Genomic DNA, 14,164 nt, shown 5'->3' on the forward strand with positions numbered 1-14,164 from the left:
CATGAACTTTCCTGCAACGCGTTTGCGCCGTCTGCGCCGAACCGAGGCGATGCGATCTGTGGTTCGCGAGACCCACCTCCATCCCGGTGCGCTGATCTACCCGCTATTTATCTGCCCTGGCGAAGGGATACGCAAAGAGATCGGCTCGATGCCCGGTGTCTTCAATTTATCGATTGACGAAGCTATAAAAGAGGCAGAGGCTTGTGCGTCGCTCGGGTTGGGAGGGTTGCTGCTGTTTGGCTTGCCAGCGCAAAAAGACGAAGAGGCGACCGGCGCGTGGGCCGAAGACGGCATCGTGCAGCAGGCGCTACGAACAATCAAGCAAAATAAAGCGCTCGATTCTCTAGTGGCAATCGCTGACGTTTGTTTGTGCGAGTACACCCCGCATGGACACTGCGGCGTCGTTAAGCGGGATGGCGATCATTATGAGATTCAGAATGATTCGAGCGTTGTGCTGATTGCAAAGACAGCTGCATCGTTAGCTCAAGCGGGTGCGGACATTGTCGCTCCTTCGGACATGATGGACGGGCGTGTGGAAGCCATAAGAAACGCTCTCGATGCGGGCGGTCACGAACAGATTCCGATAATGAGCTACGCGTCGAAGTTTGCGTCGGCATTCTACGGTCCATTCCGTGAGGCGGCGGACTCGGCCCCGCAGTTCGGGGATCGTCGCAGCTACCAGATGGACGGTGCGAACCTCCGTGAGGCAATGCGCGAGATCGATCAGGACATAGCAGAGGGCGCGGATATGTTGTTGATGAAGCCCGCGATGCCATATCTTGATGTGATTCGTGCGGCACGGGAGCGATACGACCTTCCGATGGGCGCCTATCAGGTGTCAGGAGAATACTCGATGCTGCACGCTGCGTTTGCACGTGGATGGCTGGAGCCAGAGCGGACGATGATGGAATCGCTTTTGTCGATCCGGCGGGCCGGGGCCGACTTCATCGTGACGTACTTTGCCAAAGAAGCAGCGAAGGTGCTGGGATGACGGTGTTCTTCTAAGGCGAGTTAATAGGATCCTCAAAACTGTCTGGGGGAAGAGGCGTAATGATCGCTTCGTCGCCAAAGCGAGCACGAAGCTCAGCTAACGTCATCTCTGGCTGAGAAGGCGGCACATATCGGATGTTGTAGTTGGCAATCGTACTTGCAACGAGATAGAGCTTCGCTCCCGGAATCATCCGCCAGTAGGCCTCGCGGGGTTTCTCGGCACCCCGTTCGCGGTCGCGTTCGAGATCCTTCTGTTGGTAGCGCGCCGCTCGTTCGAGAAAGATCCCTTCGAGCTTGCCGTCCTGGTCTAGGAACCAATCGACGAGCTTGCCGCGATAAAGAATGTCGGCGGCAAGAGCATCGATCTCTACGTCAAAGTCCTGTTGGCTCCGAGGCAAGGAACGAGTGGTAAAGAGTAACTCCCACTCGGAGACGTAGGTTAGAAGAAAGTCGTCACAGAAGCGCTTCAACAGCCGGTGGATGCTCTGGTTGGTGTTGTACTCCCCGTAGCGAGAGACGATAAGACCGGAGATCCAGCCCTCGATGCCGCAGAAAAGCCACAGAAGCGCCAAAAAGCGAGCCTGTTCGAAGAACGAGCGGAGATAGGCATCCGCGAGGTGAGCACGGAGTACGATCGGGTTCGACGGCGCGAGCTCGGGGCCCGGCAACAGCGATCTAAAGACGGTTCGGTATGCCTCTGTTTTGGCAGAGCCGATGGTTAGAGTGGGATAGTGCCCCAATGGAGTCTGGATCAGGAGAATCCAGGAGAGGAGAAAGGGGACCATCGTGACCAGAAGAGAAAATACAACCTCCTCGGTACGGGTGCGCTGATATCGTCTTGCGGGAATATAGGCTGAGAAGAAGAGACGATAGATAACGCCGGGGGCGAGCAGGTAGCCGATCAGCAGAAAGCCTGCGACCAGCGCACTCATAATCTAGGCAGGCTTACGGACGATGCGGAAGCGACGCCCATGTTCATCGGTGAAAAGCGCTACTCCGTTTTTGGCCAAATCTCGGCGGGCACTGTCGATCTTTTCTGCAAATGTAGGTTCCGGCGCGGAAGCGGAGCTTGTCTCCTCGTCAAAAACGCTACTGCGCAGAGCGCTTGTCAGCCGGGCCACGTTGCTAACCATTATTTCTCCATAAAATCTTCACAGTTCTTATTATGACGCAGATGTCAAGCGCAATTGGGTCTTCTGCATGCGGCGAATCTAATAAGTACCGGAGGAATCGAATAAGATGGTGAAGTTGGTTTACCTATATGGAGTGTTCCCTTGGCAGATACGATTTATGACTTAGTGGTGCTTGGCGGCGGACCCGCCGGGTATACCTGCGCAATCCGCGCCTCACAATATGGCTTGAAGGCGGCTCTGATAGATGCGAACGACCGGTTAGGCGGAACCTGCCTGCTCTGGGGCTGCATTCCCACCAAATCGATGCTGTTTTCTGCTGAACTGTGGGATCACCTGAAGCATGCCGACCGTTACGGCATCGAAGTGACGCCACCGAAGCTTAACTGGAAGGGTGTATTGGCGCGCAAGGACGATGTAATCTCGCGTCACACGAAGGGTCTCGACTTCCTGATGAAGAAGAACAAGATCAACGCCATCAAGGGTTACGGTCGCCTGACCGGCCCTGCGAAAGACGGCGTCCACACCATCGAGGTGAAGACGGCCGATGGTAAGACCGACACCATAAAGGCCAAAAAAGTTGTTCTGGCAACGGGCTCGGACGCCCGCATGCTTCCTGGCTACACAGCAGACACGACGATTTTGACGAACTACGAAATTCTGAAGATCGACGATGCTCCCAAGTCGCTGGTCGTTGTGGGATCGGGCGCCGTAGGGGTCGAATTTGCGTCGATCTTCAAGAGCTTCGGAGCGGAAGTCACGATCCTCGAAGCGCTCCCGCGCATGGTGCCTGCTGAGGACGAAGACATCAGCAAAGAGCTGCTACGTCTTTTCAAAAAACGGGAGATCGATGTGCACCTGTCGGCAAAGGTGGACAAATTCGAAAAGAATAAAGACGGCGTCCTCGTTCACTTCACCAAGGCCGACGGAACGAGTGAGACCAAGCAGGCTGAAAAGGTGCTGGTCGCCGTGGGCCGCGCGCCGCGAACCTACGATGTAGGTCTCGACAAGGTGAAGATTACCCCCGATCGAGGTTTTATCGTCACGAACGAATGGATGGAAACGACCGAGCCAGGCATTTACGCGATCGGCGATATCGTTGCGGGCCTTCCTCAGTTAGCGCACGTCGGCAGCATGGCAGGTCTTGTGGTTGCGGCGAGAATCGCAGGCAAATACGCCAAGGCCGTGAATCGCGCTCACATTCCAGGTTGCACCTACTGCGAACCTCAAATTGCCAGTGTTGGCCTCACCGAGGCGCAGGCAAAGGAGAAGGGCTACCAGGTGAAAACCGGCAAGTTCCCATTCGTCGGCAACTCGAAGGCGACGATCCTCGATGCCCACGATGGCTTCGTCAAAGTCGTCTCCGATGCGAAGCATGGCGAGATTCTGGGCGTCCACATCATCGGCACCACCGCCACGGAGATCATCGCCGAAGCGGTTACTGCAATCCAGCTCGAAGCGACCATCGAAGAGATGATGTTCACCATCCACGCCCACCCGACGGTTGCTGAAGCCCTGCTGGATGGCTTCTCGAGCGTCGAGGGAATGGCAGTAAACGTTTAGCCTTGCGGAGTATGCGAATGACAGCCGGGCCACTGGCTCGGCTGTTTTTACAAACGGCGACGTCCCAAAAGTAGCTCATGCACATCAATCTCCTCAATCTCGGCCGCGTCCCATACAGCGAGGCTCTCGTCATCCAACAGCAGGTCATCGCCGCGCGAAAGCAAAATCTGATTGGTGACACGCTTCTAATGCTGGAGCACCCACCCGTTTTGACGCTCGGCCGCAATGCTCACCGCTCCAACGTCCTTGCCAGTGACGAAAAACTCGCGCAGCGCGGCGTCGAGCTCCACGAGATCAATCGCGGCGGCGACGTCACGTATCACGGCCCAGGCCAGCTGGTCGGATACCCGATCATCGATCTGCGTGGTGACCTACCAGGGAAAAATGGTCCCCATCTTGGCCCGGTCGATTACGTTCGTCTGCTCGAAGAGGTCTTAGTTCGCACCTGCGGCGACTTCGGTGTAATGACGCAGCGTATTTGCAAACTCACAGGCGTCTGGACAATGGCCGGCGGCAGCATCCCCGAGAAAAAAATCGCAGCGATAGGTGTCCACGTCTCTCAGGGCGTGACTTCCCACGGTTTCGCTCTGAACGTAACCACCGACTTGAGGGACTTCGAATGGATTATTCCCTGTGGTATCGCCGATCGGCAGGTAACAAGCCTCGAACTGGAGGCCGATTCCGACCGGGAACCAACAATGGAGTCGGCTTTTAACTCCGCAGCCCGCAACTTTGGCCGGGTCTTCGAGCACCAAATGCTGCGGGGCGAATCGGTTGACCAACTGCTCGCCGCGCATGTGTGAAATGACAAACATTGAGCCGTCACCGCTGTTCGCTAACCGCACCAAGCGGCCAGTTATCATCCAGCAGCCGTATAATCCCTTTTGCGTACGCCCGATCGCGGACCGGGCCGAAATAAGACGGGTTGAACCGTCCGCAACCTGTACACAGCACCTGAAATCAGGGGAGAAGAGAAATTCATGCCGACTGACGTAGTTATGCCCCAGATGGGCGAATCCATCACCGAAGGCACCATCACAAAGTGGCTCAAAAAGCCGGGCGACGCCATTCAGCGCGATGAGCCGCTCTTCGAGATCTCGACCGACAAGGTCGATGCGGAGATTCCTTCGCCCGCCGCCGGTACTCTCAAGGAGATCAAAATCTCCGAAGGCACTACGGTCCAGATCAACACAGTCGTTTGCAGCATCGATGAAGCCGGTTCGTCAGCAGCATCTACCGCTTCGCCTGCAAAAGCTGAGACCGCAGCCGCCCCAGCAGCTGACACTGTCACACCCGCTGCTGCCGACACGCCATCCGCAGCCCAGGGAAGTTCGCCCGCCGCCGCAGGTCCGGGTACCGAAGTTCTGATGCCCCAGATGGGCGAGTCCATCACCGAAGGCACGATTACCAAGTGGCTCAAAAAGGTCGGCGACACCGTCCAGCGAGATGAGCCGATCTTCGAGATTTCGACCGACAAAGTTGACGCGGAGATTCCCTCGCCAGTTGCCGGTACGCTCTCGGAAATTAAAGTTCAGGAGGGCGCTACTGTTACGATCAACACGGTCGTCGCTGTTATCGGCGGCGCAGCCGGAAAGACTGCTGCTCCAGCTGCATCGACCCCTGCACCCACGGCGACAGCGACTGCTCCTGTGGCCGCGGCTTCTTCCGCTTCAGCTGTAGCCGGCGATCGTGTCCGTTCATCTCCGCTCGTCCGCAAGATCGCAAAAGACAACAACGTCGATCTTTCGCAGGTACCCGGCACGGGAGCATCTGGCCGCATCACCAAGACGGACATCGTAAGTCATCTGGAGCAGGGCCCAAAACCTGTCGCCGCTGCGTCTGTTACTGCGCCAGCTTCCATACCTGCCGCAGCTGCCGCGAAGCCAGCCGCCCCTCAGCCCCAACCCGGCGAGCTTGTTCCGATGACCAAGATGCGCTCCATCATCGCGCAGCGCATGGTCGAATCCAAGCGCACCAGCCCCCATGTCCACACAGTCTTCAAGGTCGACATGACGCGTATCGTGAGACTTCGCGAGAAGGAGAAGTCGAAGTACGAGCAGCGCAACGGCGTCAAGCTCACGTACATGCCCTTCATCACTCGCGCTGCTATCGTTGCATTGCGCAAGCACCCGGTCGTCAACGGCTCTATCGAAGGCGAGGCGATCCGCTACAACAAGAACATCAACATCGGAATCGCCGTGGCGCTCGATTGGGGCCTCATTGTTCCCGTCCTTAAGCAGACCGAAGAAAAGAACTTCCTGGGCATTGCACGTGGCATCGTCGACGTCGCAGACCGTGCCCGCAACAAGAAGCTGGCACCCGATGAGATCTCCGGAGGCACCTTCACCTTGACCAACTCCGGCATCTTCGGCGAGCAGTTCGGAACCCCCATCATCAACCAGCCGCAGAGCGCGATCCTCGGCATCGGCGGACTCAACAAGGAAGCCGAAGTCATCACCGATAAGGACGGCAACGACTCCATTGCGATCCGTTCCATCCAGCGCTTCACCCTTGGCTTCGATCACCGCATCGTCGACGGCGCAGACGCCGGCAAATTCATGTCCGACTTCAAAGCCTACCTCGAGAACTGGTCCGAGGACATCGGCTAGTTAAGTTTTCCCTCAATAAAAAGCGCGGCAGGCTTACCTCAAGTCTGCCGCGCTTCTCTTTGTCGTATCGTCTAGAGCAACGCTTTGGCTCGCAAGACCAATTGCACCGCCTCATCCGCCGTCGCACCCACGGCCGACAGATGCCCCATCTTCCGTCCTTTGCGCGGCTTATGCTTCTCATACAAATGAAGTCTGACTCCGGGCACCGCGAGCGCCGCGTCAAACCTGGGTTCGACAGCTTGTCCATCCTTCAACCACAAATCGCCCAGCAGATTCGCAATCGCCGCTGGCTGCACAACATCTACATCCCCTAAGGGCAGATCACAAACCGCTCGCACCAGTTGCTCGAACTGACCCGTCACGCAGGCCCGCACGCTCGCATGGTAGCTGTTGTGAGGTCGTGGAGCGAGCTCATTGACCAGCAGTCTCCCATCGGTCGTACAAAACATCTCGACCGCCAACACTCCCTCCAACTGAAATGTGTCAGCAATCGCCTCAGCAATCTCCCGCGCCTGCGCCTCCAGCTCCGAAGACAGCGGAGCCGGAATCACACTCCAAGCCAGAATCTGCTCTTCATGATGATTCAGCGCAGCCGGATAAACCTTCACTTCACCATTTGGAGCACGAGCCACTAAGACGGAGATCTCTTTGTCCAGATCGACGGCTTTCTCCGCCACACCGGCCCGCTCGCCCAGTGCCTCCCACGCTCCCCTCACTTCATCCTCAAGAGAGGCCCCACCATTGAAACCCACCTTACCTTGACCGCGTCCGTCGTATCCACCAGTTGCGCTTTTGCAAAAACACCTGCCGCCAAGCGCAGCCACGGCATCCCGCAACTCATCGAGCGACCGCACCGCTCGATACTCCCCCACTGGAAATCCATTTCGTCGCAGCCAGTCTTTTTGTTCAATTCGATCCTGAATCACCGCTAGCATGGCACCGCCCGGCCGCACCGGTGCATAGCTCGCCGCGGCCTCCATGCTCGCCGGTGAAATCTGTTCAATCTCCAGCGTCACCACGTCACAACCGCGAGCGAGATTCGCCGCCTCCCGCGAATCATCCCACCCAGCCTCGATGCATCCATCCACCACAAACCGAGCCGGGCATGCCGGATCCGGATCAAGCACCAGAATCCGGTACCCCATGCCGCGGGCTGCCATCGCCGTCATCCGGCCCAGTTGTCCTCCACCAAATATCCCAATCGTCGCGCCCGGTAGAATCGGCTTTGCACTCGAAGAATCAGAGCTCACTCGCCCACTCCTTCTTCCCCAACCGCCTGCGCAAGAACTTCATCCCGCCGCGCAGCGCGCCAGGCCACCAACCTCTTCTGCAACCCAGCATCTGTAGTAGCCAGTATCGCGATAGCCAACAGTCCTGCGTTCGCAGCGCCAGAAGCCCCAATCGCCAGCGTTCCTACAGGAATCCCCTTCGGCATCTGCACAATGCTCAACAGCGAATCCATCCCTTGCAACGCGGTCGCCGGTATCGGAACACCCAGCACCGGCACCACGGTCTTCGCTGCAATCATTCCCGGTAGATGTGCCGCGCCTCCAGCCCCTGCGATGATCACCCTAAGCCCGCGTTCAACCGCAGAGTCTGCATAATCAAAAAGAAGATCCGGCGTCCGATGAGCCGACACCACCCGCACCTCGTGTGCGATGCCAAACTCCTTCAGCACCTCCACGGCGCCTCGCATAACCGCATAATCATTGCGGCTTCCCATCACAACTCCAACCAAAACACTGCTCTGCGACTCGGCGTCCATGGCCCGATTATACGGTTTCCAATGCGCGCCGCGCCCGCAGCAGCACTACGAACGGTTCGCCCACAGACTCGCGTTCAGGCACATCACCACACCGTCAATCGTCATACTCAGCCCCTGAGTGAACTTGTCCGCGTCGGCAATATGCTTCATCGTTACAGCGTCGGTGATATTGATCGCGGCCCCGACGATCTCCACGGCCGCCTTCTTCTTCTGCTCACCCGTCTCCGCTCCGAACAAAGCCTCCGTTCCTTGAATCACGCCTGGAAGCAACGCAATCGATCGTAAAAACAGCTTCAAAAAGTTCATACTCTTCTCCCCAATCTCATCTACCGCCGAAGATAATCAATTGCCAGATGGAACACCGCCAACACCGCGCCACCAGCTCCCAGAAGTCCCTTCATCCGTTGCACACTTCGCTCATGCTGCTCCACGCGATCCTCCAGTTGAGTCAATCGCCCCGGCTGCCCAATCCCTAGCACCTGCTTCATTTGGCTCTTCAGCACACTCAAATCCGCTAATACCTGCCCTTCGAACTCTGTCATCTCTCTCCTCCTTTCTTCCTTTATTCGCTCACCGGCAAATTCGTAAACACCGCACTCGAAAACCGCGAGTACAGCGGTGGTTTCGATCCATCAAACATCCGCACATAGTAGTGCTCTATCTGTCCCTCTCGAGGGATGGAGAAGCTCCGCACCGGACTCCTCAACACCAGATCCTGGTCTACTCCCGGACCAAAATCCCCATCCCGTCGTCTCACCTCAAACCCGCCACCAGCAGGGGGAGCCGTCCCCGAATCGACCTGCAGCGCAGTCCCAGTAGCGCTCACCACTTGCAACTGCTGCAGGTTCGAAAGCACGCCGCCGCCAACTGGCAGCGTCGAATTCAACGCAGTCGATGGAAGCAGCGCGTCGACAGCAATCGCCTCAGACAACGTCAACCCCAGTCCCTCAGCCCAGTCATTGGCAAACGACATGCGATAGGTCAGCATCTCCGGGCATCCCATGCCATCGGCGATCTCTACCCGCCGCACCACCACACTCATCGTCTGCCCTGCGCTCGTCACAGCCAGCACATCACCCGGCCAAACGTCCTGCGGATTCACCGCGACATAAGTTCCGGCAACTGCGGCCGCTCGGCTGGCCGAAAAACTCAGCACCGCCATCGCAGCGCTCTCGCAGTCCATCGAGCTCCGCGCAGCGGGCTTCAACACCTTTCCCAGCCACTGAGCAGTCCCGGGCATCCCGCCCTTGGCTTCCTCAGAAACGCTCGCTGCATCCTCCATCCGCGCTACGGCTCTCTGCGGCCCACGATACGTCACAGTTACAAGTTCCCCCGCCACAGGAACCCTGCCAGCAAAGAATGTAACCTTTCCTGCTGCAGATAGCGTGCAATCTACTCCTTCTCCTGCAACTCCGATCAGCCGCGTCATCCTTACGCCACTTGGCAGAGTACTCACCACCCAGCCAGATCCCGTCTGCGTAATCCTGCAGTAGCCCATCGACCCAAACAGCTGCACACTATTCACCGCGACAAAGCTGCAGCTAGACGGCGAGGTCACCACGGACCCGTCATAGAGCACCGTAGCCGGGGTATTCGAAGCTGCACCCAGATTCTGCAGTTCAAACACAAGAGACATCGGCGCTGTCACCAGTCCGCCGCCAAACGAGTTCACTACGCCATCTACCATTGCGTAGTAGGTCTGCAACACCCGTTGCACCTCAACGCAATGCAGACGAATACGCAATGTATAAATATGTCCCTGCAGCATCGGAAACACGGTCCCAACCTCGACACCATTCACAAACGGCACCACCACGGTGTTCCCGCCACTCTGTCGCACGTTGTAGCCGGCAAAGCAGTTCGCGTTCTGCGTGGCTCCCTCGTACAGCCCGCAAACCACTCCAGCGCTCGCACCACCTAGTTGCAGACTCCCCGCTTCAACCACCAACGAGCCGCCCATCTCCACCGGGTCGATCGCGGTCAGCGTCGTCTGCCCATCAAAACCATTTCCTCCCGTCATGGTAAGACCCGCGGCACTCAGGCCAAGATGCGAACCCGAATCGTTCAACTCCCATATCTGCGTATCCAGCACCGCCTCGTTGAAGCTGTCGAGAAGAAACTGCGCGGAGTTCGCTGTCTTCTTCGAACGAAACGGATCCTCCGACAGTTGAAACACAGTAGTCGTTCCATCACCAGCGAAGGTCTCAGTGACATAAGCCGTCGGCTCCATATCGCCGCTCACTGTGACATCATTCGCTAGCTCCTTCACCGACGTCGTCTTCAACGCCGCCACCTGGAGCGAACCGTCTCCATCGCTCAACGTATGGGTCACAGTTCCTGCCGGCTGCATTCCAATCGCACCGTCCAGCACGCGATACGCCGCATATGTCGCGCTTGCGACACCACCCGCATTCACCGACCAGTTCTCTGTCTGCGAAGGTTCGAAGACGCCGACGGAGAGCCCATTCAGCACCCCAGTCGTCGTAAACAAGCCAGCATCCACGCGGTTGGTTAGAGTCGTCAGTAGCTGTCCACCGCTCTGCCCCAGTCCTGCTCCACTCAGAGGCACAGTCTGTTTATCCAGCAGCCACTCATCACTTACAGCGCTCACGGCGTACCGATAGACCGGCCCTTTCAAGCCTGTCCCCGCATACACCGCCTCGGGATCCGTAGCGATATACCCGGTGAAAAGAATCGTCCCGTTTGCTGCCGTAAGCACGACGCGTCCCCGCCTCACCGGTACCGGCAAAGCAGCATCCGTCACATCCAACATTCCGCTGCATATCGACGGAGCATTCAACGTGCGTGAAATCTTCACCGGTCCATCACCGCAAAGCGCAGACGAGTAGTCCACAGCCCCCGCGCCATCCAGATTGTCGATCGTCACCTTCACTGTTTCACCGCCGCCTCTATCGGGCCTAACCCCCGCATCGCACGCACTTCATCCACGGTCAACACCCCGGCCTGCAGCAGCGTCGTCTGCATCTGCAGCTCCTGCATCTCGTCTCTGCTCTCCAGGTCGTTGAAGCAGAACTCGAACTCCCGCCAGCCCAGCTTCTTTGCGAACAGATCACGCGTTATGTGCTCTGCTACCAATTTCGCCACAGGCACAATCGCGCCCTGGAAAGCCTCGTCCGCCATCTCGCCCGCGGTCGACTGATTCACGTCACTCTCGAGGCCAAGCATCATCGGGGGCAGATCGAAGGCATTCGCAATCATGCGAATCAAAGCCTCCTGCCACTGCAGCCGCAGATCCGCATCCGTTCCACCGGCAAACTGAATCACCTCCGGCTTCTGTTCGGAGCTCAAAAACGGAACTCGCCCTGTACCTTCAATCTCATCCTGCCACCAACGAATTAGCCGGTCGTGCTCCTCGGGAGTAGCGTCGTTCAACCAGATCGCATACTGCGCCACCGAATTACTGGCAAGCTTCCCCGCATACCGGCTGGCACTCAGAAACTGGTTTACCGTTTCAAACGCAACCTCCAACCTGCCCAGACCAAACGGCGTATAGCTGCGAGGATTCAGCCTCAAATACATCAGCTCGTCGTCGAGAAGCGGAACCAAAGCTTCCTGCCCCATCCGCCCCGTAGCTTGCGCATAGCGAGGCTTGTTCGGATCGCCGTCCCACTTCGTATCGATCTGGATCGTCGCTCCATCCACCGCCCAAAGATGAAACGGTCTCTCAGGATCGCCGGTCGCTTCCATCTCCACTGCACCAAATCCCCCGACCAGCAGATCCTCCAGCACCTGCTCCCACAGCACCCGAAAGCTGTCCGAAGCATTCGGCTCTTCAAGGCACTCCCGCAGCGCCTTCATCCGAGCCTCCGCATCCTCGACCGTCACGTTGGTGTAGCCGCGCCGCACCTTCACCTGCCAGTCCATGCTCGCGATCTTGTCCTTCACCACGTTGATCGCCCGCCGAACCACAGGCGTCTCGGCAAACTTCCGCAGATTCGCAGCCGTCGGCTTCGGAAGCGCATTCTGCCCCGGCCGACCTGCCGGTCTGTAGGGGCTCAGAATCGAGGGCAGCATCGCCGTCTTCCGCTCGCCCATCCCTGCATCACCAGCCTCAACCCCTGCCAACCTCTGCCAAACATCCTTCACCATCGTCCGAACGCCCATCGCTACCCCTCTCTCTTTCCGTCTCTGCTGCAAAAAGAAAAAGGCACAGCCCCTGGGCCATGCCTACCGTTGAACATCAAATTTCCTAGATCGTCTCGCTAGAACATTGTCATTCTGAGCGAAGCGAAGAATCCCTGTATTTCGTTTCAGCCCCGAGCTCTATACCAACGCCTAGACAGTCCGTCGTCGAATCAAACCCTCAACTCCACCCGAGCCGTCTCCGCCACCCTCGCAAGATCACTCAAAGTCACCACCCGAATCTCCTGCCGCTCCATCGCCTCAACACCGAACCGATACCGCTCCATCGCCTCGTCTTCCGTATCCGACACAGCGCGCAACGGCTCCACAATCGCAGTCAGCTCCAGTCGCGCTCCCTCCACCCTCTGCACGCCTTCCACCAACTGGGGAGCCGAATAAGCCAACCCCTTCGCCGCCTCCACATCCCCTTCCAGCGACACCGCTTGAAACATCCGAATCACCCCGTTCGGCCTATATCCACAATCAATCTTCATCGGATCGCCCGCCCGCGTATAAAGCGAAGCCGCAATCCTCTTCCGCATCAGCCCCCACACTCCAGCCCGCTCAAACTCCGTCCGCATCGCCCCCGCGATTGCTGCCCGTCCGGTCCGCTTCCGCTCCGTCTTCACCTTCAACGGCTCGACATACATCTTCATCAACTGCTCAATCTCCGTCGGCAGACTCTCCGCCAGGCAAGCCCGAACCTCGGTCATCTGCACCGAGTTCGCCAGCGTATCCTCAAGAATCTCCATCACCGGCTTAATACCCGGAGCATCCCTGCCCACAGTCTTCAGCCGCTCTCCAATCTCTCCCTCCAACGCCTCCAGCAAACCAATGTCCGCATCCGCATCCATGCACTTCACCCGGGCCCAGTCCCGCGTAAAGCGCACCACCGCGCTCTCGTCGCGCCCTGCCTCCCGCAGCAGCACGCCGATATTCGCAAACTCGCCCTTCACCACATCCGGCACATATCGGATCAGGAAGAACTCGCATTGGACCCGCTCAGCCATCAACCTCCAAATTCATTACACCCACATCTACATTACGAATTTTCCCACTCCACTAACCTCAGCGAACTGCCTCGGCACCACAATTTTCCTCCCCGACGCCCACATCGGGAATGGCTTTCTATTCGAATCTCGAAACTCCCCGATCAACTCTCTCACCCGCGACCGCCGCCTCAGCATCTGCTCCATCAGCTGCTCGATGACCGCCGTATCCCCGCCATACCACTCAGGAGGAACCGCCTCTGCGATCGACCACAGTGTCTCCCCCTCCATCGCCTCCACCCGGCTTAGCCAGGGCTCAAAGCTCTCCCATCCCGTCACCCGTGCATACACCTGGTTCCTCTGGTACACCCCGCGCAACGGCGAATCTGGAAACGTCCACGCTCCCGCATTGAAACAAAACCCCTGGTCGATGAAGGTAGCCCGGTACTTCTTCTCCCGAGGCTTCCTCTCAAAGACCGCCTGCCGACCATTGCAATTGCCTGCCCACTTATCGATGCAAAGCATCCCGGCAAACTCCGCGAGATTCCTCACCTCGTCCAACTGCTGCTCCGGCAAATAGTCCACCACCTGCCCCGGCATCAACCCACCCACAAACTGCGACCCGAACTGCAGCCCTGCCGTATACCTCTGCCTCAGCCCCTTTGGCATGTCGACGAACATATCCAGCGTATTCGCCACCAGCCACTCGGTAACCTCGACCACATCGCTCATCGGCACAGTCAAACCCACCCCCGCTGCCAGCCTGGTCGCGATCAGTTCATTCGCCAGCACCCGCACGTCCTGCGGATTATTCTGAAACTTCACCACCCAAAGCTTGCCATCCGCTCCCAGCATCAGCTGGCTCTGCGCTCCACCCCGCATCCGTCGAATCGCCTGCACTGCCAACACCGCCAAGCCGAAATACCTCAGCAACAGAATAACCCGTGGGCGTTCGCACGCCTTTTTAGAGCTTCG

The 14,164-nt window shown here is 58.1% G+C and carries 13 protein-coding genes; 4 read left to right on the top strand and 9 right to left on the bottom strand.

Going from position 1 to position 14,164, the window contains the following annotated elements:
• Position 1 precedes the first annotated feature (1 nt).
• On the top strand, positions 2-991 hold the full coding sequence (gene hemB, locus HDF14_RS04245; protein WP_183973880.1) for a porphobilinogen synthase: 990 nt from the start codon (positions 2-4) through the stop codon (positions 989-991).
• A gap of 10 nt (positions 992-1,001) precedes the next feature.
• Here the strand turns inward: hemB and HDF14_RS04250 are convergent, their stop codons facing one another.
• Positions 1,002-1,922 carry a hypothetical protein gene (locus HDF14_RS04250; RefSeq protein WP_183973882.1) on the bottom strand — a complete coding sequence of 307 codons (921 nt, stop codon included), beginning with the start codon at positions 1,920-1,922 and terminating at the stop codon, positions 1,002-1,004.
• Positions 1,923-2,264: 342 nt separating this feature from the next.
• On the opposite strand from HDF14_RS04250, the gene lpdA reads away from it, so the two are divergent.
• From lpdA to HDF14_RS04265, 3 genes are all read left to right on the top strand, one after another.
• A complete protein-coding gene (lpdA, locus tag HDF14_RS04255; protein ID WP_183973884.1) occupies positions 2,265-3,683 on the top strand; it encodes a dihydrolipoyl dehydrogenase in 1,419 nt (472 codons plus the stop codon).
• Positions 3,684-3,760: 77 nt separating this feature from the next.
• Positions 3,761-4,486: a lipoyl(octanoyl) transferase LipB gene (lipB, locus tag HDF14_RS04260; protein ID WP_183973886.1), complete on the top strand. Its 726-nt coding sequence runs from the start codon at positions 3,761-3,763 to the stop codon at positions 4,484-4,486.
• Between the two features lie 177 nt (positions 4,487-4,663).
• On the top strand, positions 4,664-6,292 hold the full coding sequence (locus tag HDF14_RS04265; protein ID WP_183973888.1) for a 2-oxo acid dehydrogenase subunit E2: 1,629 nt from the start codon (positions 4,664-4,666) through the stop codon (positions 6,290-6,292).
• Between the two features lie 71 nt (positions 6,293-6,363).
• Here the strand turns inward: HDF14_RS04265 and purK are convergent, their stop codons facing one another.
• The 8 genes from purK to HDF14_RS04305 all read right to left on the bottom strand — a co-directional run bounded on the left by purK (position 6,364) and on the right by HDF14_RS04305 (position 14,098).
• Positions 6,364-7,542: a 5-(carboxyamino)imidazole ribonucleotide synthase gene (gene purK, locus HDF14_RS04270; protein WP_183973890.1), complete on the bottom strand. Its 1,179-nt coding sequence runs from the start codon at positions 7,540-7,542 to the stop codon at positions 6,364-6,366.
• Complete coding sequence (purE, locus tag HDF14_RS04275) at positions 7,539-8,057, bottom strand: 5-(carboxyamino)imidazole ribonucleotide mutase (RefSeq protein WP_183973892.1); 519 nt, start codon at positions 8,055-8,057, stop codon at positions 7,539-7,541. Before purE ends, purK begins: the two co-directional genes overlap by 4 nt.
• A 45-nt stretch (positions 8,058-8,102) precedes the next feature.
• Positions 8,103-8,363 carry a hypothetical protein gene (locus HDF14_RS04280; protein WP_183973894.1) on the bottom strand — a complete coding sequence of 87 codons (261 nt, stop codon included), beginning with the start codon at positions 8,361-8,363 and terminating at the stop codon, positions 8,103-8,105.
• 20 nt (positions 8,364-8,383) lie between these two features.
• Entirely contained in the window at positions 8,384-8,599 is a 216-nt protein-coding gene (locus tag HDF14_RS04285; RefSeq protein WP_183973896.1) for a hypothetical protein, read from the bottom strand.
• Between the two features lie 20 nt (positions 8,600-8,619).
• A complete protein-coding gene (locus HDF14_RS04290) occupies positions 8,620-10,950 on the bottom strand; it encodes a hypothetical protein (protein ID WP_183973897.1) in 2,331 nt (776 codons plus the stop codon).
• Positions 10,947-12,182 carry a phage portal protein gene (locus tag HDF14_RS04295; protein ID WP_183973899.1) on the bottom strand — a complete coding sequence of 412 codons (1,236 nt, stop codon included), beginning with the start codon at positions 12,180-12,182 and terminating at the stop codon, positions 10,947-10,949. Before HDF14_RS04295 ends, HDF14_RS04290 begins: the two co-directional genes overlap by 4 nt.
• A 191-nt stretch (positions 12,183-12,373) precedes the next feature.
• Positions 12,374-13,210: a DUF3037 domain-containing protein gene (locus HDF14_RS04300; protein ID WP_183973901.1), complete on the bottom strand. Its 837-nt coding sequence runs from the start codon at positions 13,208-13,210 to the stop codon at positions 12,374-12,376.
• Between the two features lie 27 nt (positions 13,211-13,237).
• Positions 13,238-14,098 (bottom strand): HipA family kinase, encoded by an 861-nt coding sequence (locus HDF14_RS04305; RefSeq protein WP_313899501.1) that lies wholly within the window; start codon positions 14,096-14,098, stop codon positions 13,238-13,240.
• Between the last annotated feature and the right edge of the window lie 66 nt (positions 14,099-14,164).

Source organism: Tunturiibacter gelidiferens, from assembly GCF_014201335.1.
Classification (GTDB): domain Bacteria; phylum Acidobacteriota; class Terriglobia; order Terriglobales; family Acidobacteriaceae; genus Edaphobacter; species Edaphobacter lichenicola_E.

Coding starts and splice junctions, on each gene's coding strand:
- hemB (WP_183973880.1), top strand. CDS start 2: ATGAACTTTCCTGCAACGCGTTTGCGCCGTCTGCGCCGAACCGAGGCG.
- HDF14_RS04250 (WP_183973882.1), bottom strand. CDS start 1,922: ATGAGTGCGCTGGTCGCAGGCTTTCTGCTGATCGGCTACCTGCTCGCC.
- lipB (WP_183973886.1), top strand. CDS start 3,761: ATGCACATCAATCTCCTCAATCTCGGCCGCGTCCCATACAGCGAGGCT.
- HDF14_RS04265 (WP_183973888.1), top strand. CDS start 4,664: ATGCCGACTGACGTAGTTATGCCCCAGATGGGCGAATCCATCACCGAA.
- purE (WP_183973892.1), bottom strand. CDS start 8,057: ATGGACGCCGAGTCGCAGAGCAGTGTTTTGGTTGGAGTTGTGATGGGA.
- HDF14_RS04280 (WP_183973894.1), bottom strand. CDS start 8,363: ATGAACTTTTTGAAGCTGTTTTTACGATCGATTGCGTTGCTTCCAGGC.
- HDF14_RS04285 (WP_183973896.1), bottom strand. CDS start 8,599: ATGACAGAGTTCGAAGGGCAGGTATTAGCGGATTTGAGTGTGCTGAAG.
- HDF14_RS04295 (WP_183973899.1), bottom strand. CDS start 12,182: ATGGGCGTTCGGACGATGGTGAAGGATGTTTGGCAGAGGTTGGCAGGG.
- HDF14_RS04300 (WP_183973901.1), bottom strand. CDS start 13,210: ATGGCTGAGCGGGTCCAATGCGAGTTCTTCCTGATCCGATATGTGCCG.